This window comes from Vagococcus humatus (assembly GCF_003950325.1).
GTDB lineage: Bacteria > Bacillota > Bacilli > Lactobacillales > Vagococcaceae > Vagococcus_C > Vagococcus_C humatus.
The window spans coordinates 21,934-46,122 of sequence record NZ_PXZH01000001.1 but is presented as its reverse complement, the minus strand read 5'-3'; the positions used below and the strand labels follow the sequence as shown (position 1 = coordinate 46,122).

Here is a 24,189-nt window from a genome sequence, read left to right as displayed (position 1 = left end):
ACATGGAAAACGTTTTTATTTTAAAAGAGCAAAAAAAGAGCTTAAAAATTTAAGCTCTTTCGTGTTTACCTATATTTTATTGACAAAAAACTTCATTAACAGCATATGATACAGCAATTTTCACATGTTCATAGGTTAATCCACCTTGAACGTAAAGAATATATGGAGGTCTAATTGGACCATCTGATGTTAATTCTAAACTGGCTCCTTGAATAAAGGTACCTGCTGCCATAATCACTTCATCTTCATAACCTGGCATAGGAGATGGAATAGGAGATACGTGAGCATCTACTGGTGAAAATCGTTGAATGGCTTGACAGAATTTAATCATCGCTTCTTTATCTCTTAACTCCACCATTTGAATTAGATCAGTACGAGGATCATTCCATTTAGGAGTCGATTCAATCTCAAAGCTTTCTAATAGAGCTGCTGTAAAAATAGCTCCTTGAATCGCTTGGCTAACAGCATGAGGGGCTAAAAAGAAGCCTTGAAGCATCTCATGCGTACTATAAAGCATCGCTCCCCCTTCTTTTCCTACACCAGGTGTTGTTAACCGGTAAGCACATCGTTTAACCAAATCTGCTCGGCCCACAATGTAGCCTCCTGTTTTAACAATACCGCCTCCTGGATTTTTTATCAGAGAACCTGCCATTAAATCCGCACCTACATTGGTTGGCTCTAGCTCTTCTGCAAATTCTCCGTAACAGTTATCAACAAATATAATAATTTCAGGCCAATTGCTTTTAACAAACTGAATCATTTTTTCAATTTCCGCAACTGTATAAGAAGGACGTTGATCATAACCTCTTGACCGCTGAATTGCAATCACTTTAGTTTTATCCGTTACTTTTGCTTTAATTCCTTCAAAGTCTACTTGTCCTTCTTTAGTTAGGGCTACTTCGTTATAAGCAATTTGTTGTTCCTTCATAGAACCAATGCCTTCTCCGGCGATCCCAATTACTTCTAACAGTGTGTCATAAGGAGTTCCTGTTATATAAATTAATTCATCTCCAGGAAGTAACACTCCCATTAATGCAGTCGTAATCGCATGGGTTCCAGAAATAATTTGCGGACGAACTAATGCGTCTTCTGTGCCAAATACTTCTGCATAAATTTCTTCTAAGACATCTCGTCCTAAATCATCATAGCCATAACCTGTAGACATAGCAAAATGACTGTCAGACAAATGATGAGCCCGAAAAGCATCTAATACTTTCTTTTGATTATAAAGAGCAACTTGCTGTGCTTTTTGACAAGCAGGGGCAATTTGTTGATCTACCTTTTCTATTTTTTCCACTAAATCAGGATGTAGTGAGTCAGTCCAATTCATTTAATTCTTCCTCTCTTAACCATTTTGAATGTTCAGGGGCATATCCGGTCACTTCATACCGACTAGTTTCTTCATTGAATGCTTGTTTTTCCACAATGGTATCAGCCATTAGCTGAGTCAGTTGATAGCCTTCTTCTGCAGGTAATGACAGTTGATAGGGAATAAAGCTTTGTTTTAACACCTTTAAAACTTCTGCTTCGACTACTTCTTTTGCTTGATCCGCTAAAGCAGACACGGCACAATGAGGAAATAATGTCGGAATAAAGGCATCGGAATCCACCTTATCCATTTTATTATACACCGTTAAAACAGGAATACTAGCCATTTCTAATTCAGATAATAACTCCACAACCGTTCTTTCTTCTACTCCTCGGTTAAAGGAACTAGCATCTACTACGTGAAGAAGTAAATCCATCTCTTGACTTTCTTCAAGAGTGGAGTGAAAGGCTTCGATTAGCTGTGTAGGCAAGTCTTGAATAAACCCAACAGTATCCGTTATAGTAGTTTCAAAACCAGACTGAAACAACCACTTTTTAGTTAAAGGATCTAAAGTGGCAAACAATTCATCTTTCGAATATGCACTTGCGCCAGTTAGCTGATTTAATAGTGTTGATTTACCAGCATTAGTGTACCCAATTAGACCAATTTGAAAAACATTAGAGTCCTTACGTTTTTTACGACTTCTTTCTCGGTGGGCACTGATTTCTTTTAATTCTCTTTTTATTTTAGTCATTTTATTTCGGATATGACGCCGGTCAGTTTCTAACTTAGTTTCCCCTGGTCCCCGAGTTCCAATCCCACCACCTAAACGAGATAGGCTAATACCTTTTCCGACTAAACGAGGCAATAAATAAGACAACTGAGCTAATTCCACTTGTAGTTTTCCCTCTTTAGAACGAGCCCTTAAAGCAAATATATCTAAAATTAGCTGAACTCTATCTACAACCCTTACCCCTACTGCATCGGTAATCAGCTGATTTTGTCTAGGAGTTAATTCTTGATTAAACACTACTAAGTCTGCTTCATAAGCCTCGACTAATTGAACCAAGTCTCCCATTTTACCTTTTCCGATAATGGTTTGTCGGTCTACTCGGTCTCTTTTTTGTGTCAACTGATAAACAACTTCCCCTTGAGCTGTTTCTGTTAAATTTTCTAACTCTTTCATCGATTCCCAAAAAGTGTGACTATTTTCTTGAGTCTCTACACCCACGATAATTACTTTTTCTGTCATATTATTTCCTACTTTCTGGTATGTCTAACCACGTTGCAACAGACTCAACTAACGCTTGACGTTGTTCGTCTGAACTAAGAATATCCCACCACTCCACTGTCATTCGATTACGAAACCAAGTTAACTGACGTTTAGCATATCGTCTCGAATTTTGTTTCACCTGTTGAATGGCTTCTTCTAAACTAATCTGTCCATCAAAATAAGGGAAAAATTCTTTATAGCCAATCCCCTGTGCACTTTGATAATCACGGGTGTTTTTCAATAACTTGGCTTCTTCTAATAAGCCTTCAGTCATCATTATATCTACTCGCTCATTAATTCTTTGATATAAAACCTCTCTGTCAGTTGTTAAACCAATTAATTTAACATCATACAAGGCCTCACTTAGCTGGCGAATATCTGGGCCTGTTTGATTTAGTAGACTATTACCTGTCAATGTTTTCACTTGAATAGCTCTTATCACCCGTTTCACATTATTAGGATGAATGTTAGCACTAGCTAACTCATCTACCTCTTTTAATCGTTGCCATAAAGCTTCTTTTCCCTGTTCTTTTTCGAACAATTCTAACTCTTCTCTTAATTCTTCTGCTTCTAAAGAAGGGGTCCCCCCTAAGTCAAAGGGATACAATAAAGATTGGATGTATAAACCTGTTCCTCCCACCACAATCGGTAAATGCCCTCTTTCTTTTATATCATGAATCAACTGACGACCTGTTTGCTGAAAATCATAGGCAGAATAATTTTCTTCTTTTTTTCTCACATCAATTAAAAAATGAGGCACACCTTGTTGTTCTTCTTCTGTTACTTTAGCTGTTCCGATATTCAAGTCTTCATAAACTTGTAAAGAATCTCCACTAATAATTTCTCCTTGGAACAATTGTGCTAACTCAATACTTAAACTCGTTTTACCAACAGCGGTTGGTCCTACAATGACTAATACTTTTTCTCTCAAATACGACACTCCTAAATGTAGTCTTTCCTATAATTTCAACTCTCTTTCTTTATAACATGTTTTCCTTATGAAAGAAAGGTAGATATAAAGAAAGGATAACACTAGATTTTTTTACTAATATAGTGGATAATAGAGAAAAAGGAAAAGGTGATGAATCATGAAAAAATTTATGTCAGGCTTCATTACAGGTACAGCTATGACTGTAGCAACAATTGCAGGTGCTATTTACGGAGTTAAAAAAACAATTGTTGAACCAATTGAAGAAAAAGAACAACAAATTGAAGATAACCGTAAAAAAGCTATGCGTAAAAGCCGAGCAAGATAACTGAAAAAATCTCCCAAATTGGGAGATTTTTTCAGTTTTATCATATAAAAAAGGCAACACCCTTGACCAGAGTATTGCCAGAATTGATTTGTATCAATTAGTTTTTAGTTACATTTGCAGCTTGAGGTCCACGATCTGTTTCTTCGATATCGAAAGATACTGATTGACCTTCTTCTAATGTTTTGAAACCTTCGCCTTGGATAGCTGAGAAATGCACAAATACGTCATCTCCGTTTTCGCGTTGGATAAATCCAAAACCTTTTTCTGCGTTAAACCATTTAACTGTTCCTTGTTCCATGAAACTGTTCCTCCTCGTGCTAAAAGCACTTATATATATTGTAATCCTTGCTAATGGTACGATAGAGGTGTTTCAAGAATAACAATATCTTACACAACTTCTATTTAGTTACCTAACAAAATTACAATATAATTGTACCTTATTCCCTAGATAAATGCAAGTATATCGTTTTCATTATTTAAGAATAAAAGTATTTAAAACAACAGACCTTCCTCTTTAAAACTAATATAAGACTCTTCCCCAATCACAAAATGATCAATCAATGGAATATTCAATAACTCCCCGCATTGACCTAAACGTTCGGTAAAGTCTATGTCTTGTTTTGAAGGGTAGGGATCTCCTGAAGGGTGATTGTGAGCCAAGATAATTTTAGCTGCTGAACAGCGAACAGCTACCCGAAAAATTTCTCTTGGATGAGCAATACTTTGATTTAAACCGCCAATAAAAATAGTTTCTTTTTTGATAATATGATTTTTAGTATTTAAATATAATACAAGCAAATGTTCTTGATATAACCCATTTAATTCAGCTACTAATAAATCTCCTATTTGTTGACTAGAATAAACTCGCCCTAATTTCATTGGTTTCCCTTGGTTCAATCTAGCTCCTAACTCTAGGACTGCTTTAATTTCAATGGCTTTTATTGGACCAATCCCTTTAATTTGTGCTAACTCTTCTAAACTTGCTTCCTTTAAATCTGACAATTGGTTAAAGCTTTCAAACACTTTTTTTGACACCTCTAAAACTGAGTGCTGCTTTGTTCCTGTTCTTAATAATATAGCTAATAGCTCTTGATTACTCAATTGTTTTTCACCATATATTTTTAACCGTTCTCTTGGAAGCAATAAATAGTCTGGAATATTTTGTCCCACCAAAAAACACCTCTCTTTCTCCAGTATCTAATGATAGATTTGAGAAAAAAAGGTGTTTTCATTTTTTTATCGATAACTAACTAGATAATTTTTCACATCAGTTAAACTTTCAAAAACTCCCAAAACTTGTTCTTTTAACTCTTTTGTTGGTGCTATTAAGTCTGGCACCATAATCACAGGAACCCCTGCCTGATTAGCTGCTAAAACACCATTTTTAGAATCTTCTAACATCAGAATATTGGCAGCAGGGACTGCTAATTTGGCCACTGCTTGATTAACAATTTCTGGATCTGGTTTAGCACGTTTCACATCTTCTCCAGACACAATATCTGCAAAAAAATGAGCAATCTGATTAGTTTCTAGTAATAAATCAATGTATCTTCTTAAATTGCTAGAGGCTACCACCATGGGGATTTTTTCAGCCTTTAAACAGGTCAACAACTCTAAGGCTCCTGGTTTTAACTTAGCTTCTCCCGCTTCAAATAATTTTTCCACTTCTTTATAGCCTAGTTGAACAAACTCTTCCAGTTCCTCTTTGCTTAAATGAGGAAAATCTTGTTGATAAATTAAAAAGGTATCCGCATCACTAATGCCAACTAATTTCATGTAGTAATCTTGTGTATAGTCTATTCCATAAGACTTAGCTGCGATATGATTGGCTTTATAGTACAGTTTTTCTGTATCTACTAGTAAGCCATCCATGTCAAAAATAACCCCTTGAATGGTTTTCATTCAATTCCTCCTAAAAATAATGACGTACTTGTGAGATAAAGTAAAGAGAACCAGTGATGATTAGTAAATCATCTTCTGTCATCTCAGCTTTTATTTGATCAATTCCTTTTTTCCAATCAGGTAAAAAGTTATCTTCGGTAATCCCAAATTGTTGATATTCTTTAAAGGAAAGAGCTTTAGGATACTCAAAGGTAGTCACATACAAATGTTGATTAGGCACTGTTTCAAGTAAATGTAACATATGAGAAATATCTTTTGTGTTAATAGCTGAAAAAATAGTGAACAAGCGTTTTGGATGATATTCCTTCGTTAAGTTATCTACTAAAACTTGAACAGCCGGTTCATTATGAGCTCCGTCTACGATAATTGGAGGATTTTTTTGCATCCATTCCATGCGGCCTGCCCATCTTGCTTGTTTAAAGCTAGCTTGAACACTATCTTTAGAGAAAGTATAGCCTAATTCATCTGCTAGAGCCAAATACAACTGAAGAGCCACACTAGCATTATCTACTTGGTGACGACCAGTTAAAGGAATGCGTAAATCACTCCACTCTACTGTGTCATTTTTAAAGGTAAAGACTTCTTCAATACTTGAGTCATCAAACCCTTTATAACTCACTTGATACTCTTGATTGTACCGGTAAATAGGACTATCTGTTTCTACCGCTTTTGACTCAATAACACCTAAAGCTTCTTTAGAAAGCTTCCCTACTACAACTGGGCGATTTGGTTTAATAATCCCAGCTTTTTGAGCCGCAATTTTTTCAATAGTATCCCCTAAAATGTCCATATGATCTAAACCAATTGTCACAATCCCTGTAACCAGTGGAGTAATCACATTAGTACAGTCATAAGTTCCCCCTAATCCCACTTCTACAATAGCTAAATCCACTTGTTTTTCATAGAAGTAGTGGAACATCATCGCAGTGATGATTTCAAATTCCGTCGCCCCTTTTAACTCTTCATCCTGATCCAGTTTTTCTACAATAGGTTGGAATAATTCTACTAACTGAACTAAATCTTCATTAGGAATGGGCTCACCGTTAATACTAATTCTTTCATTGAATACTTCAATAAATGGGGAAGTAAATGTTCCCACAGTATAACCTTTTTCCTCTAACAAACAACGTAAAAACGTAACGGTAGAACCTTTTCCATTAGTTCCTCCAATATGAACTGTTTTGATCTTTTTCTGTGGATTATCCACAGCATCAAGTAAAGCATTAATTCTAATTAGACCAGGTCTTGATCCTAAAGGTAAACGACTATGAATCCATTCTAAAGCTTCTTGCAGTTCCATCTTCACATCTCCAGTATTTCGTCTTATTTTTTTAAGGTAGCAATTCGTTCTTTAACAGCTTGTTGTTTTTCTAGATAATCTGTTTCTTTCGCTCTTTCTCCTTCAACCACTGCATCAGGAGCATTAGCTACAAATCGTTCGTTAGCTAGTTTCTTTTGAACCCGTTCTACTTCTTGGGTCCATTTTTCTAATTCTTTTTCTAAACGAGCAATTTCTTCTTCCAGATTAATCAAATCTTCTAGTGGTAAAAAGATTTCTGCCCCTGTTATAACTGCACTCATAGATAATTCTGGTGCTTCCACTTGTTGTCTAATGACCAGAGTTTCTGGATTACAGAAACGTTCAACATAAGCAGTGTTTTCTTTTAAGAAATCTTCAACTGTTTGATCTTTAGTTTTAATCAGTAACGTAATTGGTTTAGAAAGAGGGGTATTCACTTCAGCTCGAATATTTCGAACAGAACGAATTAATTCCATTAACACTTCCATACCACGAGCAGATTTTTCATCTGTATATTGACTATTAACCACTGGATAACTAGCCACAACAATTGAGTCCCCTGTATGTGGTATTTTTTCCCAAATAGCTTCTGTCACAAAAGGCATAATTGGATGAAGTAAGCGTAAACTACTATCTAACACATACACCAAAATACTTCTGGTCATCTGTTTTTGTTGTTCGTCTTCGCCGTAAAGAATTTCTTTACTCATCTCAATATACCAATCACAGAAATCATCCCAAATAAAATTATATAAGTAACGGCCCATTTCACCGAATTCAAATTTTTCAGATAAGTCAGTCACTCTTTCAATCGTTTCATTTAAACGTGTTAAAATCCAACGATCTGCCACAGTTTTATGTCCTTCTAGAGAGATATCTTCATATGTAAAGCCTTCAATATTCATTAAAACAAATCGACTAGCATTCCAAATTTTATTGATGAAATTCCAAGCAGCATCCATTTTGTCATAACTAAAACGTACATCTTGACCAGGAGATGAGCCTGTAGATAAGAACCAACGCAAAGCATCTGCTCCGTATTGTTCAATCACTTCCATTGGATCAATCCCGTTACCTAATGACTTACTCATTTTTCGGCCTTGTTCATCACGAATCAAACCGTGAATTAAGACATTTTCAAATGGACGTTCTTCTGTAAACTCTAAACTTTGGAAAATCATTCGACTTACCCAGAAGAAAATAATGTCATAGCCTGTTACTAAAGTGGAAGTTGGGAAATAACGTTTGTAATCCTCAGCTTCTGTATCTGGCCATCCCATAGTTGAAAACGGCCATAACGCTGAACTAAACCAAGTATCTAACACATCAGGATCTTGTTCCCAATTTTCACTATCACTAGGAGCTTCCATCCCTACATACATTTCTCCTGTTTCTTTATGGTACCAAGCAGGAATTTGATGCCCCCACCATAATTGACGAGAAATAACCCAGTCATGAACATTTTCCATCCAAGTTAAGAAGGTTTGGTTAAACCGCTCTGGATAAAAAGTAACTGACTGATCTGTCTTTTGATTATCAATAGCTTGTTTAGCTAAAGGAGCCATTTTCACAAACCACTGAGTAGAAAGTCTTGGTTCAACTACTACACCAGTTCGTTCAGAGTGTCCTACACTGTGGACCATTTTATCAATTTTTACTAAATAGCCTGCTTCTTCTAAATCTTTAACAATGGCTTTTCTAGCAACAAAACGATCCATTCCAGCATATTTACCTGCTAGTTCATTCATTTTTCCTGTAGCATCCATCACATTTACTCGTGGTAAATTGTGACGATTACCTACCTCAAAGTCATTAGGGTCATGAGCTGGAGTAATTTTTACAACACCTGTTCCAAATTCTTGGTCCACATAATGATCTGCCACAATAGGAATTTCTTTTTCTACTAAAGGTAGCACCACTTTTTTCCCAATCAGGTTTTGATAACGCTCATCATCTGGATGCACTGCTACTGCTGTATCACCTAACATAGTTTCTGGTCGAGTAGTCGCAATTTCTACATAGCCACTTCCATCTGCCAATGGATAACGCATATGATAAAAAGCACCTTCAACATCTTTGTGAATAACTTCAATATCAGACAAAGCTGTTTTAGCTTTTGGATCCCAGTTAATGATGTATTCCCCTCGGTAAATTAACCCTTTTTCATAAAGTGCGACAAACACTTTTCGAACCGCATCAGATAACCCATCATCTAAAGTAAAACGTTCCCGGCTATAGTCAACAGAAATACCTAATTTAGCCCATTGTTCACGGATATGGCCAGCATACTCCTCTTTCCATTCCCATGTTTTATCGATAAATTTTTCTCTGCCTAAATCGTAGCGAGAAACACCTTCTTCAGCTAATTTAGCTTCTACTTTTGCTTGAGTAGCAATCCCTGCATGGTCCATACCTGGTAGCCATAAAGTGTCATACCCTTGCATTCTTTTTTGTCTGATAATAATATCTTGTAACGTTGTATCCCAAGCATGTCCTAAATGCAGTTTACCTGTTACATTTGGAGGCGGGATAACAATTGAATAAGGTTTAGCTTCTGGGTCCCCACTTGGAGCAAAACGTTGATCATCCACCCATTTTTGATAGCGGCCTTGTTCAACTTCTAATGGTTGATATTTTGTCGCTAAATTTTTTTCGTTTTCCATTGTATCTTTCCTTTCTTATTAGGTTGAACTGTTTGTTTGGCCTAACTTGGCCTACCAAACATTCTTAAAAATAAACCAAGAGGATTTCGTTCTTACGCTTATTTTTAAGCCATCTCCGCTGTTCTAACGGTTAATTTAACTTGATTTAAAGCTAAAAAAAAGCCCTAAGGCAAACATGCCTTAGGACGAAATACTCGCGGTACCACCTAATTTGTAGAGAAACTCTACCACTCTAGCGTGCTATAACGGCCACCTGCCGGGATATATTACTTTAATTACCTTCACATATCCAACTACCAAGCTACCTTCATTTTAGGCCACATAAAAATCTTTCAGCACATGATTTTTTCTCTGTAAAGTGGGGCAAAAACTACTCCTCTTGGTCAACGTCTTGTACACATTTTACATGGATTCTTAACATCCGTCAATATTAATCCAATAAAAGCTCCTTAGCAACTGTCAGTGCTTGGTTATAATCAGGTTCTTGAGCAATTTCTGACACGATTTCTTCGTAAACGACTTCTCCTGTTTTATTTAAAACAAAAATAGCACGTGCTAAAATATTCGCTTCAGGGATATAAAGACCATAAGCTTTTCCAAATTGATTATCTGGATCATGCAGCATTTCCATATCTACACCTTCTGCTGCACACCAATTTGCTTGTTGTTCTTTAGTATTGTTAGAAATAGTTGCAAAAGAAATATCATGCATGGCCCCTGCTTCTTGATTAAATCGTTTCGTTTGCAGTTGACAAATACGTGTGTCAATATCTGGTACCACTGACAAAATAACTGGTTGACCTAATAAACTTTCTAAACTAACTGACTTATCTTGTAAATTTTTTAAAGTAAAAATAGGTGCCATCATACCAACTGTTGGTTGTTTTCCTTCAACGGTTAATGGGCTGCCTTTTAATGTCACTTCCATGTTGCCACGTCCTTTCTTTTATATCTCTAGTATAAAAGAGAAAGGAGTAGATGACAATTAACTGGCTCAGTCTTGATTACTAAAATTAAAATGTTTTCTAGAAGTAAAATTTTCATCCATGTAAATCAATGTTTGTAATTCCGTAGTTAAATCAATATACTGAATTTTCACTTGTTCTGGAACTTTCACTCTACCTGGGGCAAAATTCAAAATAGCGGTAATACCACTATCCACAATTTGATCAACGACTTCTTGAGAGTGACTACTTGGCACTGTTGAAATAGCTGTGGTAATCCCCTCTTTACGAACAAGCTCTTTCATGTCAGACATTGGCCGTACAGTAACCCCGTTAATTTTTTGACCGATCATCTCTGGATTTGCATCAAAGGCACACACGATGTTCAAATTTTCATTTCGTCTAAAATTATTGTTCAGTAATGCTTTGCCAAGATTTCCTGCTCCTACTAACGCAATTCTTTTCTCTACTTTAGTATTTAAAATATTGCTAAACACTTCAATTAAATAACTAACATCATAACCATAACCACTCCGACCTAATTCACCAAAATGGGAAAAATCACGACGAATGGTTGCTGATGGCACTTGAATTAATTGACTAAACTCTTTGGATTTAATCCGTTCAACTCCTGATTCTTGTAATGTCTTTAAATATCGATAATAGAGCGGAATTCTTTTTGCCGTTGCGTTCGGAATCTTGATTTCCTCTTCTGTTTTCATAATTACACCTCTTGTTAAAATATTCACATCTTGAGTGTACCATGCCCCTTTAGCTATTTCAATCAACTTCGTGAAAATTATTTATTTCAAATAAGGTTAATAACAAAAAAAGAAGTGGTTTCCCCACTTCTTTTCACACTTTTATAATAAATCACTAAATTCCTCAGCATCTCCGTCTAAATAGCGTTGACCGGAACGAATTTCTGTCACTTTTATACCACTGATTGCTCTACGAACCAACCCCTCGACATCTAATCGTTGTTCATATTCACGAGCTTTATCTAATTTAGGCTTAGTTTTAGGTTGAGGTGGAGCAAAAATAGTACAGCAATCTTCAAAAGGTTGAATAGCTAAATCAAAGGTATCAATTTTTTCAGCTAATTCAATGATTTCGTTTTTATCCATAGTGACTACTGGCCGAATAATAGGAGTGTGGGTCACATCATTTATTGCAATCATACTTTGCAGTGTCTGAGAGGCAACCTGGCCTAAAGATTCTCCGTTAATAATAGCTAACCCTTTACGTTGTTCTCTAATTTCATCGGTAATTCTCAACATCATTCGCCGAGTAATCGTCATCAAGTAACCAGAAGGAACATGCTTTTTAATTTCTTCTTGAATTTCAGTAAAGGGCACTTCCATAAATTGAATGCTTCCAACATAAGGAACTAACTTCACTGTTAGATCTTTAGCTTTCTGTAAGGCTTTTTCACTAGTATAAGGTGGACTAGCAAAATGAACGGCTTCTATTTCCACTCCACGTTTCATTGCTAAGTAACCAGCAACTGGTGAATCGATGCCACCTGATAACATCAACATACCACGACCTGAAGAACCAACTGGTAAACCACCTGCTCCTTTAATCGTTTCACAAGATAAATAAGCCCCGTTATTACGAATTTCTACACGTAAGATAATATCCGGTTGCTTCATTTGAACGACTAATTCAGGAAAAGCCTCTAGGACAACATGACCTATTTCTCGGTTTAAACTATTAGTATCTAGAGGAAAATCATGGTCTGAACGTCTAGCATTCACTTTAAATGTTTTTCCTGGTTCATAAACACTTGCGACTAGCTCACAAGCTGTTTGATAAATAATGGCCATATCTTTTTCTACTCGAATAGCTGGTGAAAAATTTTGAATTCCAAATACGTGACTTAATTTAGGAATGATCTCTTGACTATCTTCGCCGTTTAATAGTAAATGCATCCGGTCTCGGTCTGCATGAATTTTAAGATTTGGATATTCATGTAGCGCTTTGCGTACATTTGCTGCTAACATGTTAATAAATACTCGGCGATTTTTCCCTTTAGTTGATAGTTCGCCGTAACGAACCATAATTTCTGTATATTGCATAAAGTTTCCTTTCTAATCGATAAACAATTGTTGAAATTTTTGATAAACATGGTTAAAAGTAATCATGAACTGCTCAGCTTCTGCCATAGTTGTCTGACTGTTAAGACTTGCTCTGACTGCACTTGTACCTAATTCAGTTGGCACTCCCATTGCTTTTAAGGTGCCACCTTCTTGATGACTCCGACTAGAGCAAGCACTAGTGGTAGAGATGATGACTTCTTTTTCCTCAAGAGCATGAACTAAAACTTCCCCCTTAATCCCTTTAATACCAAAACATATAATGTGAGGTGCATAGTTAGCACTTGCTTTAGAAAATAAAACAACTCGCTCATACTGGCTTAATGCGTCAATTAAATAAGCCTGAATTTGACTTTGTCTAGCTATTTTCTCTGCCACTTCTTCTAACTGTAACCGAGTCGCTCTAGCTGTTGCAACCACTCCAGGAACATTTTCTGTGCCACTTCGTTGACCACTTTCTTGTCCCCCACCATTTAGTAAAGGCTGAATTTTACGACCTTTTCGCCAAAAAATAAAACCAGTGCCTTTAGGGCCATGAAATTTATGGGAAGAAAATGTTGCAAAATCTACTCGGTCCACTAACCAACTACTAATAGGTAATTTTCCAAGAGCTTGAACAGCATCTACATGATAATGAATGGTAGGATAAGCTTTTAGTAGCTCTCCAATCTCTTTAATAGGCTGAATACTTCCTACCTCATTATTAACCACCATAGTAGAAACTAAAATAGTATCTGGACGAATTAACTGAGACAATGCCTCTACATCAATAAACCCTTGACTATCAACTGGGGCAACACTAACTTCAAATCCTAGACTTTCTAACTGATAAGCGGCTTTATATACTGCGGCATGTTCAATGCTAGAAATAATTAAATGTTTGCCAAAACCTTTTTTCTCAAGAGCAGTTCCTTTAATTACCCAATTATTGCCTTCAGTTCCCCCACTAGTAAAATAAATTTCTTCAGAAGATACCCCTAACAAATCTGCAATCTGTTGTCGTGATTGATTTAACAGTCTAGTTGCTTGAGATCCTAAATGATGTAAACTAGACGGATTTCCTAAAATACGTCGACTAGTTTGGACATATGTATCTAAAACTAATGGATGAATAGCCGTTGTTGCACTATTATCAAAATATATCATATTAACTCTCCCTCTTTACGCAAATTCTTATTTATTATAGGCTGATTATCTAATAATTTCAATCAAACAAAAACAGTAAGCCGAGGCTTACTGTTTATAATTGGTTAAATTTTCTTTATGATTCATATAAAAAGCTTCAATTCGTTTAAATGCACCTGGTTCTACCTTTTCTAACGTTGCCCCAATTTCATCTAATGCATCTTTATAGCGGTATTCTTTAGAAAATAGATACAAGCTTTGATTGATTGCTTCTTCAATTTCTTGATGGCTATGACGGTAACGGTTAGCATATTGTAACATTTGCTCAGTTAACGCTGCACTATCTACTAATTCATTGGTTTTTTGCTCTAAAATATCAATATCTTCTTCACAATAACTAACCAATTGATTAATTTGATCCATATCAATTCTAATGCGGTTTAACTCTTTTGACAAATCTTCTACTCGGCGAGTTGCCACAAAGAAAAATTCTAAATAATCAGCTGGAATTCCAGGTAATCGTTGTTTATCCACATAACGCTTCATATTTCGTAGTTCAAAATCAAAGTTATCAATTTTTTCTTGAGCTAATTTTTCTCCAGTTCTTAGATGATTTAAAAAATCACTCATTTGAATTTGTTGATTTTCAATTTCTTTTAAAATATCAAAACAATTTTTTAAGAAGCTTTCTACTCGGCTATAAATGGTTTCATGCTTATTCACTTTCTCTTCAGTTTTCAACACTTCTTTTTCTAGTTCTTCTAACTGAGTTTGGAATCCTCTAGATAAACCTAATTCATTTCTATTTAGAGCATAGCTTTGGGAAATATGATCAATTTCAATCATTAATTGACGATTATTTCGTCTTACATGTTGAATATAATCTTGAATGACTTTCATATTTTCAGTCACATAAGCTTTTCCTTGAATTTCTTTTTCCATACGGCCATATAAAGAATCAATTAAGTTAGCTAACAAGTCATTTTCTTCTGTAACTGCTTCTACTTCACATTTTTCTAAATAAGCGAGTGCTTTTTTCAATTTATCTTGAACTTTTTCAATATCAGTTGGAATAGATTGATCTGGGAAATTATATGATTGTTTTAATAAGGTATCGTAACCTTGTCTAATTTCTTTTAATTGATCTGGGAACACTTGATTTAAGTCTTCAAATAAATGAGGAATCGCTTGAATGGTTTCTTCTAATTCTTTCGTGCTAGCCTCAGCTTTATCTAAAATAGTTCGAGCTTCCATTGGATCGCCTGCGGTATTTAAAGCCACAAATTGAGTAAATTCATCTTCCACTTTTTTCACTCGTTTGTTTAACTCACGGATAGATGGACCAAATTTATCTGGATGCTCTTTAACCATATGAGCAATCTCTTCGTAACGATCTAAAGACTCTTGTACAGCTAATGAGTTTCTTTCTTCGCTTTCCCGTAATTCTTTTAAGCCAGCTCTAATTTTTTCTACTTCGGTTTCCATCTCATCCATAGTGGCATAAGCTTCTTCCACTGCATTGTTCACTTTAAAAAAACGAAACGTTTCATTTAAGTTTTCCACTTCAAAAATACGACTTTCTAATTCTGCAAAAGAATCAGTGGATAATTCCGTCCATTTTTGATTCCATTCCCGAAAGGTATTTTGACTTTGGCCAACTAAATGCATTTTCTTTATTTCATCAACTTCTTCAATGACGGGTAAATCAAATAGAGCAATTTTGCGTTTCTCCAACTCACTTAACTTGTCGTTATTTTTTTTCTTCATAATAGTTGCAACTAAATATAGAATAGCGGCTACGACAATAATTGCTAAAAATATCCATAAAATTGTATTTGATTGCATGAATCTTCCCCCGTTGTCTTTTTTATATAAGTTTCATTTATTTTTATAGGCTAATCTTCATTATAACACAGCTTGTTATTTCCTACATTAACCTTTTTAAATAAAAAAAAGCCTGCAAACAGGCTTCAGTACTCACTGACTAAGAACCACTAATATAGTACCATTCTTTGATTAAATTCTCAATCCATTTATGAAACTTTCCTCTTTATTTCACCCTGTAAGGAAAGATTAACTGATAGTGACAAAGTGCCTCATAAATCCCGTCTTCATCGTGTCCTTTCGTCACATAATCGGCTACTTGTTTAGCTTCAGTCGTCCCGTTCCCCATTACTACTCCGTAACCCACTGATTGAATCATCTCTACATCATTCCCGCTATCACCAAAAGCCATCACCTGATTGAGTGGAATACTAACCTGATTAACTACTTGTTCTATCCCAATTAATTTAGAGCCACCTTTTGGAATCATATCCACTGTAAAAGGATTAGACCGAGTAAAGCTACATTGAGGGAAAATACGTTCTAACTCCTTAGTTTCCTTTTCAGGACTAATCATCGTACATTGATAAATTCGTTCTGGCGTATTAACTAATTCCTGGTAACGAGCCTTTTTTTGCTTTTTAGGTAATGCTTGGATCGCTTGTTTAAAGTAATTCACCCCTGAGCCTTTAGGTAGCACAGACTGAATTCGTTTAGCTAAGGGATGTTGTCCTACCATCATTAACCTGCTACCAATTAACGCCTCTTCAGTTCCAAACAGCAATTGACGCTTATTTTCATCAGCAAATTTAGCAATTTGTAAAACCGTATTCTTATCAAAAGGCTGTTAATACAAAACTTCCCCAGCACCTGTGTAAACATATTGACCATTATAAGTAACATAAACATCTAGTTTTAAAGAATCGATTTGCTGATCTAGCCGGTAAGGACTACGACCAGTGGCAATCCCACATAAAATTCCTTGAGCTTGTAAAGCCTTAATCGCATATCTGGTCGTATCTAAAGATTTTGCTTGATCAGTTACCAACGTGCCATCTATATCAAAAAACACAGCTTGAACAGACATCTGATACATCTCCTTAAAATAATTGTATTTGTTCTGGATTTAACCCTTGATACTTGATTTGTAACTTATTTTGTAAACTTAAAGCATTTTTGGCTGCATCTCCACCTGCATTGTTGTTAAAAATCACATAGGTATCTTGGCTGAAAGAACTTATCTCCTCCACCACCTGAGCTAACTCACTCAACTCTCGGTCAGAATAATCATAAAGAGTCCGGTAAGAGCGCCAATCTTCGCCTTTTTTTAGCCATCCATCATGATTTCTGCCATGTAGTCTAACTAACTGAAAGGCAGAGTTCGTAGTAACAGGATAAAAAGGAGCACTGTGAGGAACTTTTGGTTGATCTACAATCACTAACGTAAACTGATACTGTTTCATCAAAGCAATGGTTTCTGGTAAGTACTGTTTTAAAAACCAACTATCGTGGCGAAATTCAATGGCTACAGGTAAATCTCCCATCCACTGCCGAATCATTCTTAAATATCTGACAAACTGAGTCTCACAGACAAAATTTGGGGGAAACTGGAATAAAATAGCCGCTAAACGCTGAGCTTTAATCATAGGCTGTAAGCTATTAATAAGTGTGGTAAAAGCTTCTTGTTGACTAGAAAAATAATCTTGCCAAGGCTTATGTAACGTCATTGTTTGATGAGCTTTTACAATAAAACGAAAATTTGGGGGTGTCTCTAACACCCATTTCAAAACAGATTGCTGAGTAGGAATGGCATAAAATGATGTATCTAATTCTACTACAGGCAATTTAGAAGCGTACTCTGCCAAAGTTGGTTTTGGCTTTTTTAATAAATAGTCATGCTCAGACCAAGTTGTTAATCCAATTTTAATCAAACCAATTCCTCCTCTCATTTATATCTTACACAATCAACATTTTATTAGCAAAAACAAGCAACTAAAAGTTGGTTTTGTTATAATAATAGCAGAATTATTCAGTTAAACGCTTTGACAATAGTCAGAAAGTAGGGAAAATATGAAAAAAATATTGGTTTTACACACTGGCGGAACAATCGCTATGGTCGAAGATAGTGAAACAGGCGGTGTCTCTACAGATCAACATAATCCACTATTAGGTTTGCCTCTTCACTTAAGTAAAGAGGTTTCTTTACAAGTCGAGGATTTCTTTAATCTTCCTTCTCCCCATATTACTCCCACTCACATGCTTCAACTTAAAGAACGCATTGAGCGCGGTTTTCATGACGAAAAAATTGATGGTGTCGTTATCACCCACGGAACTGATACCTTAGAAGAAACAGCATATTTCTTAGATATGACCATTGGCAACTTACTTCCGATTGTGGTCACAGGAGCTATGCGTTCTAGTAACGAAGTCGGATCAGATGGACCTTATAACTATCAAACCGCTATTCGAGTAGCTGCTAGTCAAGAGTCGATTGGAAAAGGAACCTTAGTAGTGATGAATGATGAAATTCACACAGCTAGATATGTGACGAAAACTCACACTACCAATGTTGCTACTTTCAGAACACCAACCTTTGGCCCTATTGGCTTAGTTAATAAACATGGTGTCATGTTTTATCAGCAATTAGTTAGCAGTCATAATTTAGATATTCATTCAGTTGAAGGACGTATCCCTATTGTTAAGTCCTATGCTGGAATGGAGTCAGGTGTTTTATCTGTTCTAACTCCTAATGAAATCGATGGGATTGTAATTGAAGCTTTTGGAGCTGGCAACTTGCCTCCCCAAACTTTACCTTCTATTCAACAAATGTTAGACTCTAACATTCCAGTAATTCTGGTATCTCGTTGTTTTAACGGAGTAGCAGAAGGTGTTTACAGCTATGAAGGTGGCGGTAAACAACTAGAGGATATGGGAGTTATCTTTTGTAACGGACTAAACAGTCAAAAAGCTAGAATGAAGTTATTAATTGCGTTAAATGCTGATTTAACTCCAGAAGAATTTAAAACATTTATGACCGAACAAGGTTAAATCCATACAAAAAACAGTGATGTTGTTAACAACATCACTGTTTTTTTCGTTATTGGCACCAATGAACTTAAATTTTACCAACTAAGTCAATACCAGGTTTTAATGTTTTTTCACCTGGATGCCAGTTAGCTGGACATACTTGATCTCCGTATTTTTCAACAAATTGAGCTGCTTCTACTTTACGAACTAACTCAGCAGCATTTCGACCAATTCCCATATCATGAATTTCATAGGCTTTAATGACACCTTCAGGACTAACTACAAATGAGCCTCTAAAAGCTTGACCAGAATTTTCATCATATACGCCGAAAAATTTAGAAAGTTGACCTGTTGGATCGCCTAACATTGTGTATTTAATTTGACCAATGGTATCAGTTGCGTCGGCCCACGCTTTATGAACAAAGTGTGTGTCTGTTGATACTGAATAAACTTCACAGCCAATGTTTTGTAATTCTTCATAATGTTTTTGTAACTCACTTAATTCAGTTGGACAAACAAATGAAAAATCAGCTGGATAAAAGAAGAAGATACTCCATTTACCTAAAACATCTTGATTTGAAACAGTTAAAAATTCTCCTTGACGATAAGCCTCTGTTTCAAATTCAAACAGCTCCGTATTGATTAAATTATTCATGTATAACACTCCTTTTTATTAAATCTTATATGATAATAATAACAAACTATTCACAAGCTGTCAAAAAAAGTTCGTAAAAAAAAGATAGGAATTGCTTCCTATCTTCCGTGACATTTTTTATATTTTTTACCACTGCCACATGGACATGGTTCATTTCGACCAATTTTACGGTTAGGCATAACTGGATCTGATGTTACATTTGATGTAGCAACTTGTCCCATACTAAACCGATTAAACTGACGAATTTCTTCTTGAGAATAATCTGCTTTTGATGTTTCAGTAGCTTTTTTAGGACTAGTTTGAACCACGATTTCTTTTGATTCTAATGGTAATTTTTCTAATTTGCGAATTAAAGTTTGGCTATTACTAATTTTGCTATTTTCTTCTAAAAAGTTGAAAAAAGCAGTTAAAACTGGCACAATAGCCCCTTCTAGTTCTTTAAAATTAGACAATTCCCGTGGAAACACTTTAGTTAAAATGTTTTCAGTTGCGGTAGCAGTCCATTTACGTGCTCCTCGTTCTTCTTCTTTGTACATCCATGTTGCATAGTTCATCACAATAGTTGAAACTTGACTTTCAACAGTTGTAGGTAAAGCTTTATAATGAACACTTTCCATAAAACCTTCTAACCACTCTGTTGTTTGTTCTTGTATATTGTCTAATTTTTTTACAGAAACTTCTTTCTGAGTCATAAAACACCCTCCATATATCTAACGATCTCTAAATCTCTACGAACTTAGCCTATTTATTATAACGGATTTTTATACAGCATTCAAATTTTTTCAAATAATCGATAATTTAGACCGGTTTGACTGAATAAAAATAACTAATGCGGTTGATGAGATTTGAACTCACACGAAGAATTTCTTCGCTACCCCCTCAAGGTAGTGCGTCTGCCGTTCCGCCACAACCGCTAAGGATACTGCAATAAGAATAACGAATCTTAACTAAAATAGCAAGAAAAAAAGAGACCAAGCCACAACTCTTAGTCTCTTTTCTGATAGGTTAAATCGCTATTAAATAATACTGCCTGCTAACTCGTTAATTAAATCTTCAGAAATTCCTTGTTCAATCGCAATTTCTCTTACACTACGGCCATCAGCTAGACTTTGTTTAGCAATTTTTGCTGCTTTTTCATAACCAATTGTTTTAGCCAAACCAGTTGTTAAATAAGTACTACTTTCTAATAATTCTTCACAACGTTTTTCATTCACTTGAATGTCAATTAAGCAGTTATCAATGAATGTGCTAAAAGCTTTTTCTAGTGCATTAAAGGATTGAATCATGCAGTAGAATATCACGGGTTCAAATGCGTTTAATTCTAACTGGCCAGATTCTACAGCCATAGAAACTGTTACACTATTGCCTGCAACTAAAAAGGCACTTTGATTCACCACTTCTGGAATAACTGGGTTGATTTTACCAGGCATAATAGAAGAACCATTTTGTTTAGCTGGAATGATTAATTCTCCAAAACCTGTTCTTGGACCAGATGATAGTAAACGAATGTCATTGGCAATTTTTGATGTGCTAATGCCAATTGTTTTAAGACAATCTGCTAACATTGCAAAGGAATCAATATTTTGTGTCCCATCTACTAAATCATCAGCAATTCGTAAATCCAACTCTGTTTCTAAATTCAAATATTTTTCAACCGTCTTAGATAAATCAGGATGAGCAGAAATTCCTGTCCCAATCGCTGTACCACCTAAGTTGATCACTTCGATTTCTTTCATTACATGAGTTAATCGGTCAATGTTACGACGAGTAACAGAAGCATAAGCGCCAAACTCACGACCTACTGTAATTGGCACTGCATCACTTAATTGAGTACGGCCCATTTTTTTAATCGTAGCAAATTTTTCTGCTTTCTCTTGGAAAACTTTTTCTAATCGTTCTAATACTTCCAATAAAGATGTAGCTTTTTTCAAGAAAGTAATTTTTCCAGCAGTTGGGAATACATCATTTGTAGACTGACCCCGGTTAACATGATCCGTTGGACTTACTAATTCATATTGTCCTTTTTCCCCGCCTAATAATTCAATTGCTCGGTTAGCTAATATTTCATTAATATTCATGTTACTACTTGTTCCAGCTCCGCCTTGGATTGGATCAACAATGACCGCATCTAGATGTTGGCCGTCTAGCATTTCATCACAGGCAGTGACAATCGCTTCCCCAACTTTTTGTTCTAGCTCTCCTAATTGCATATTAGCTAAAGCAGTTGCTTTTTTCACTTCCACTAAACTATCAATAAATAACGGATCTAAACGTGTTCCTGTAATCTGAAAATTTTGATAAGCACGCTTTGCATTAACACCATAATACGCTTCTTTTGGTACTCTTAAACTTCCAACACTATCTGCTTCCTGTCTATATTCGCAATCTACCATTTTATTGGGCCTCCTAATTGAGTGTTATCTCTATTTATAATCAGTAAAACTAATGAACACACTCAGTATAACCAATAAATAAAGCGCTATCATAAATATGGGAGTTTTTTCATTTCATTTAATGAACTTTTTAGAAAACTCTTGTCATTATTTAAAGAATTCTTCAGAAAAGTAATAGGTTAGCTAAAAAAGAGAGTAAATAAGTCAGCTAACTTTATTTACTCTCTTTTTACGGACAGCTAATCTTTAGAAAGCATCGTTAAACTAATCCGGTTTTTAATTTCATCTACTGCTTCAATCCAAACAGTCACAATGTCTCCGACTGATACTACATCAGTCGGATGCTTCACAAAGCCTGCTTTTAATTTGGAAATATGAACTAAGCCATCTTGTTTCACACCAATATCTACAAAGGCTCCAAAGTCCACTACATTTCGAACTGTTCCTTCTAGTTTCATACCAACCTTTAAATCGCTCATTTTAAGCACATCTGTTCTAAGTAACGGAGCAGGCATTTCATCACGTAAATCTCGGCCAGGCTTCACCAAACCAGTCACAATATCTTGTAATGTTTCCATGCCGATCTCTAATGTTTGACTCATCTCTTTTAAAGAAGTGTTTTCTAGCTTAATTTTGGCTTCTTCTGTGCCTAATTGTTGCTTATCTAAATTTAACGCTTTAAGCAACTGATGAGCATAGGGATAGCTTTCAGGGTGAATCCCTGTTTGATCAAATAAATCTTTTCCTGAAAAAATACGTAAAAAACCAACTGCCTGTTCATAAGCCTTCGGACCTAATCGAGGAACTTTTTTCAATTGAGTCCGACTGGTAAAGGATCCCCATTCTTCTCGGTAAGTCACAATATTTTCAGCCGTTGTTTTAGTTAAACCAGACACATGTTGAAGAAGTTGCGGACTAGCGGTATTTACATTTACACCCACTTGGTTAACCGCTGTTTCCACCACAAAATCTAGCTCTTCTGTTAATTTCTTTTGAGAAACGTCATGCTGATACTGACCTACTCCTACTGATTTAGGATCAATTTTAACCAATTCTGCTAAAGGATCTTGTAACCGTCTAGCAATACTGATAGCACTTCTTTCTTCAACTTGTAAGTTAGGAAACTCTTTACGGGCCAACTCACTAGCAGAATAAACTGAGGCACCTGCTTCACTAACAATCACATAATAAATATGTCGATCCATTTGTTTAAGTTGCTCAGCTACAAAAGTTTCAGATTCTCGGCTTGCTGTTCCATTTCCAATCGCAATCATTTCCACTTGATACTTATCTAGTAGATCAATAAATTCTTGCTTAGCTTCTTGTTGTTTTGCTTGACTAGCCGGTGGATGAGGATAAATAACTTGAATAGCTTCTAATTTTCCAGTTTCATCTACGACTGCTAATTTACAACCAGTTCGGTAAGCTGGATCAAAGCCTAACACAACTTTTCCTTTTAACGGTGGTTGAAGAAGTAAGTGTCTTAAATTTTCTCCAAAAATACGAATGGCTTGCTGTTCAGCTTGTTCTGTTAGTTTATTTCGAATTTCCCGCTCAATGGCTGGGGCAATAAATCGCTTATAGCTATCTTCATACCCTGTTCTGATTAAGGATGCTAAAGGGTGATTGGTGTTAGCTTTAGGGATTAATTGGCCTGCTAAATAGTTAAAAATCTCTACCTGAGAAACCTCTAAAGTGACTTTTAATACCTTCTCTTTTTCTCCTCGGTTCATTGCTAAGATTCGGTGAGCTACAATTTTTTTCACAGCTTCTGTATAGTCATAATACATTTCATACACTTTCGTAGGATCTTCTGCTTTTTCTTTTTTCTGACTCATTATTTGACCTGTTTTAAATGTATAATCTCTAATCCATGACCGGTAACTAGCATGATCTCCTATTTCTTCTGCCACTATTTCATGAACACCTGCTAATACTTCCTCTAAGGTAAATAATTCTTTTTCTTTAGATAAGTATTGCTTAGCTTCTTGATAAAATAGCGATTCTTCTGGAAAGGTTTTAAGTAAGTCAACTAGAGGAGCTAGCCCTTTTTCCTTGGCAATCGTTGCTTTTGTACGACGTTTTTGTTTATAAGGCCGATAAATATCTTCTACTTGTTGTAGTTGGGTACTTGTTTTAATTTGAGAGGCGAGTGAGGGAGTTAACTTTCCTTGCTCATCTATTAGCCGAATAACTTCTTCTTTTCGTTTCTCTAGGTTTTCTAAATAGTGGTATCTTTCTTCTATTTCCCGAATTTGAACTTCATCTAAACTACCTGTTCGTTCTTTCCGGTACCTTGCAATAAATGGGACTGTATTTCCTTCCCCTAATAATTGTAATACTGTTTCAATTTGCTTCTTTTGGTAGGTTTTAAGCTCTTGACTTAATAACTCCACAATCTCTTGAATCATGCAAACAA

Annotated in this window: 20 protein-coding genes, 1 tRNA gene, 1 pseudogene and 1 other annotated feature; of the genes and pseudogenes, 2 read left to right on the top strand and 20 right to left on the bottom strand. The window is 35.7% G+C overall.

Going from position 1 to position 24,189, the window contains the following annotated elements; translation table 11 throughout:
- Positions 1–76: 76 nt before the first annotated feature.
- Genes C7P63_RS00255 through miaA form a run of 3 tightly spaced genes read right to left on the bottom strand, consistent with a single transcriptional unit; the run spans position 77 to position 3,513 of the window.
- Positions 77–1,330 carry a methionine gamma-lyase family protein gene (locus C7P63_RS00255; RefSeq protein WP_125942160.1) on the bottom strand — a complete coding sequence of 418 codons (1,254 nt, stop codon included), beginning with the start codon at positions 1,328–1,330 and terminating at the stop codon, positions 77–79.
- Positions 1,317–2,561, bottom strand: coding sequence for a GTPase HflX (gene hflX / locus C7P63_RS00250; RefSeq protein ID WP_125942159.1), 1,245 nt, complete (start codon positions 2,559–2,561; stop codon positions 1,317–1,319). Before hflX ends, C7P63_RS00255 begins: the two co-directional genes overlap by 14 nt.
- Before the next feature lies 1 nt (position 2,562).
- On the bottom strand, positions 2,563–3,513 hold the full coding sequence (gene miaA / locus C7P63_RS00245; protein ID WP_243640773.1) for a tRNA (adenosine(37)-N6)-dimethylallyltransferase MiaA: 951 nt from the start codon (positions 3,511–3,513) through the stop codon (positions 2,563–2,565).
- A 157-nt stretch (positions 3,514–3,670) separates the two neighbouring features.
- Between miaA and C7P63_RS00240 the strand changes: the two genes are divergently transcribed.
- Entirely contained in the window at positions 3,671–3,838 is a 168-nt protein-coding gene (locus tag C7P63_RS00240; RefSeq protein WP_125942157.1) for a DUF3042 family protein, read from the top strand.
- Positions 3,839–3,935: 97 nt separating this feature from the next.
- On the opposite strand, the gene C7P63_RS00235 is transcribed toward C7P63_RS00240, so the two are convergent.
- The 12 genes and pseudogenes from C7P63_RS00235 to C7P63_RS00180 form a co-directional block, all read right to left on the bottom strand.
- Positions 3,936–4,136: a cold-shock protein gene (locus C7P63_RS00235; protein ID WP_125942156.1), complete on the bottom strand. Its 201-nt coding sequence runs from the start codon at positions 4,134–4,136 to the stop codon at positions 3,936–3,938.
- Positions 4,137–4,330: 194 nt separating this feature from the next.
- Positions 4,331–5,008: a RadC family protein gene (gene radC, locus C7P63_RS00230; protein ID WP_243640772.1), complete on the bottom strand. Its 678-nt coding sequence runs from the start codon at positions 5,006–5,008 to the stop codon at positions 4,331–4,333.
- Positions 5,009–5,074: 66 nt separating this feature from the next.
- Positions 5,075–5,740 carry an HAD family hydrolase gene (locus tag C7P63_RS00225; RefSeq protein ID WP_125942154.1) on the bottom strand — a complete coding sequence of 222 codons (666 nt, stop codon included), beginning with the start codon at positions 5,738–5,740 and terminating at the stop codon, positions 5,075–5,077.
- Between the two features lie 10 nt (positions 5,741–5,750).
- Entirely contained in the window at positions 5,751–7,040 is a 1,290-nt protein-coding gene (locus C7P63_RS00220) for a bifunctional folylpolyglutamate synthase/dihydrofolate synthase (protein WP_125942153.1), read from the bottom strand.
- 23 nt (positions 7,041–7,063) lie between these two features.
- The gene (locus C7P63_RS00215) at positions 7,064–9,703 is read right to left on the bottom strand and encodes a valine--tRNA ligase (protein ID WP_125942152.1); all 2,640 of its coding nucleotides are present in this window, start codon (positions 9,701–9,703) and stop codon (positions 7,064–7,066) included.
- Positions 9,704–9,881: 178 nt separating this feature from the next.
- Positions 9,882–10,099: a binding site (T-box leader), on the bottom strand.
- A 34-nt stretch (positions 10,100–10,133) separates the two neighbouring features.
- Entirely contained in the window at positions 10,134–10,631 is a 498-nt protein-coding gene (gene tpx / locus C7P63_RS00210; RefSeq protein WP_125942151.1) for a thiol peroxidase, read from the bottom strand.
- 66 nt (positions 10,632–10,697) lie between these two features.
- Positions 10,698–11,369: a redox-sensing transcriptional repressor Rex gene (locus C7P63_RS00205; protein ID WP_125942150.1), complete on the bottom strand. Its 672-nt coding sequence runs from the start codon at positions 11,367–11,369 to the stop codon at positions 10,698–10,700.
- A 141-nt stretch (positions 11,370–11,510) separates the two neighbouring features.
- Positions 11,511–12,728, bottom strand: a complete 1,218-nt coding sequence (gene thiI / locus C7P63_RS00200) for a tRNA uracil 4-sulfurtransferase ThiI (RefSeq protein WP_125942149.1) — start codon at positions 12,726–12,728, stop codon at positions 11,511–11,513.
- Positions 12,729–12,740: 12 nt separating this feature from the next.
- Positions 12,741–13,892: a cysteine desulfurase family protein gene (locus C7P63_RS00195; protein WP_125942148.1), complete on the bottom strand. Its 1,152-nt coding sequence runs from the start codon at positions 13,890–13,892 to the stop codon at positions 12,741–12,743.
- An 87-nt stretch (positions 13,893–13,979) separates the two neighbouring features.
- The gene (locus C7P63_RS00190) at positions 13,980–15,716 is read right to left on the bottom strand and encodes a septation ring formation regulator EzrA (RefSeq protein ID WP_125942147.1); all 1,737 of its coding nucleotides are present in this window, start codon (positions 15,714–15,716) and stop codon (positions 13,980–13,982) included.
- A gap of 205 nt (positions 15,717–15,921) precedes the next feature.
- A pseudogene (locus tag C7P63_RS00185) lies at positions 15,922–16,782 on the bottom strand (Cof-type HAD-IIB family hydrolase).
- Positions 16,783–16,795: 13 nt separating this feature from the next.
- A complete protein-coding gene (locus tag C7P63_RS00180; protein ID WP_165863730.1) occupies positions 16,796–17,626 on the bottom strand; it encodes a DUF72 domain-containing protein in 831 nt (276 codons plus the stop codon).
- Between the two features lie 139 nt (positions 17,627–17,765).
- Between C7P63_RS00180 and C7P63_RS00175 the strand changes: the two genes are divergently transcribed.
- On the top strand, positions 17,766–18,743 hold the full coding sequence (locus C7P63_RS00175; protein WP_125942145.1) for an asparaginase: 978 nt from the start codon (positions 17,766–17,768) through the stop codon (positions 18,741–18,743).
- Positions 18,744–18,810: 67 nt separating this feature from the next.
- On the opposite strand, the gene ahpC is transcribed toward C7P63_RS00175, so the two are convergent.
- The 5 genes from ahpC to C7P63_RS00150 form a co-directional block, all read right to left on the bottom strand.
- Positions 18,811–19,377, bottom strand: coding sequence for an alkyl hydroperoxide reductase subunit C (gene ahpC / locus C7P63_RS00170; RefSeq protein ID WP_125942144.1), 567 nt, complete (start codon positions 19,375–19,377; stop codon positions 18,811–18,813).
- 98 nt (positions 19,378–19,475) lie between these two features.
- On the bottom strand, positions 19,476–20,069 hold the full coding sequence (locus C7P63_RS10300) for an SEC-C metal-binding domain-containing protein (RefSeq protein WP_207852896.1): 594 nt from the start codon (positions 20,067–20,069) through the stop codon (positions 19,476–19,478).
- 138 nt (positions 20,070–20,207) lie between these two features.
- Positions 20,208–20,291, bottom strand: a tRNA-Leu gene (locus C7P63_RS00160).
- A 102-nt stretch (positions 20,292–20,393) separates the two neighbouring features.
- Positions 20,394–21,770 (bottom strand): aspartate ammonia-lyase, encoded by a 1,377-nt coding sequence (locus C7P63_RS00155; protein WP_125942143.1) that lies wholly within the window; start codon positions 21,768–21,770, stop codon positions 20,394–20,396.
- 239 nt (positions 21,771–22,009) lie between these two features.
- A complete protein-coding gene (locus C7P63_RS00150; protein WP_125942142.1) occupies positions 22,010–24,181 on the bottom strand; it encodes a Tex family protein in 2,172 nt (723 codons plus the stop codon).
- Positions 24,182–24,189 lie beyond the last annotated feature (8 nt).

Coding starts and splice junctions, on each gene's coding strand:
- C7P63_RS00255 (WP_125942160.1), bottom strand. CDS start 1,330: ATGAATTGGACTGACTCACTACATCCTGATTTAGTGGAAAAAATAGAA.
- hflX (WP_125942159.1), bottom strand. CDS start 2,561: ATGACAGAAAAAGTAATTATCGTGGGTGTAGAGACTCAAGAAAATAGT.
- C7P63_RS00240 (WP_125942157.1), top strand. CDS start 3,671: ATGAAAAAATTTATGTCAGGCTTCATTACAGGTACAGCTATGACTGTA.
- C7P63_RS00235 (WP_125942156.1), bottom strand. CDS start 4,136: ATGGAACAAGGAACAGTTAAATGGTTTAACGCAGAAAAAGGTTTTGGA.
- C7P63_RS00225 (WP_125942154.1), bottom strand. CDS start 5,740: ATGAAAACCATTCAAGGGGTTATTTTTGACATGGATGGCTTACTAGTA.
- C7P63_RS00220 (WP_125942153.1), bottom strand. CDS start 7,040: ATGGAACTGCAAGAAGCTTTAGAATGGATTCATAGTCGTTTACCTTTA.
- C7P63_RS00215 (WP_125942152.1), bottom strand. CDS start 9,703: ATGGAAAACGAAAAAAATTTAGCGACAAAATATCAACCATTAGAAGTT.
- tpx (WP_125942151.1), bottom strand. CDS start 10,631: ATGGAAGTGACATTAAAAGGCAGCCCATTAACCGTTGAAGGAAAACAA.
- C7P63_RS00205 (WP_125942150.1), bottom strand. CDS start 11,369: ATGAAAACAGAAGAGGAAATCAAGATTCCGAACGCAACGGCAAAAAGA.
- thiI (WP_125942149.1), bottom strand. CDS start 12,728: ATGCAATATACAGAAATTATGGTTCGTTACGGCGAACTATCAACTAAA.
- C7P63_RS00195 (WP_125942148.1), bottom strand. CDS start 13,892: ATGATATATTTTGATAATAGTGCAACAACGGCTATTCATCCATTAGTT.
- C7P63_RS00190 (WP_125942147.1), bottom strand. CDS start 15,716: ATGCAATCAAATACAATTTTATGGATATTTTTAGCAATTATTGTCGTA.
- C7P63_RS00175 (WP_125942145.1), top strand. CDS start 17,766: ATGAAAAAAATATTGGTTTTACACACTGGCGGAACAATCGCTATGGTC.
- ahpC (WP_125942144.1), bottom strand. CDS start 19,377: ATGAATAATTTAATCAATACGGAGCTGTTTGAATTTGAAACAGAGGCT.
- C7P63_RS10300 (WP_207852896.1), bottom strand. CDS start 20,069: ATGACTCAGAAAGAAGTTTCTGTAAAAAAATTAGACAATATACAAGAA.
- C7P63_RS00155 (WP_125942143.1), bottom strand. CDS start 21,770: ATGGTAGATTGCGAATATAGACAGGAAGCAGATAGTGTTGGAAGTTTA.
- C7P63_RS00150 (WP_125942142.1), bottom strand. CDS start 24,181: ATGATTCAAGAGATTGTGGAGTTATTAAGTCAAGAGCTTAAAACCTAC.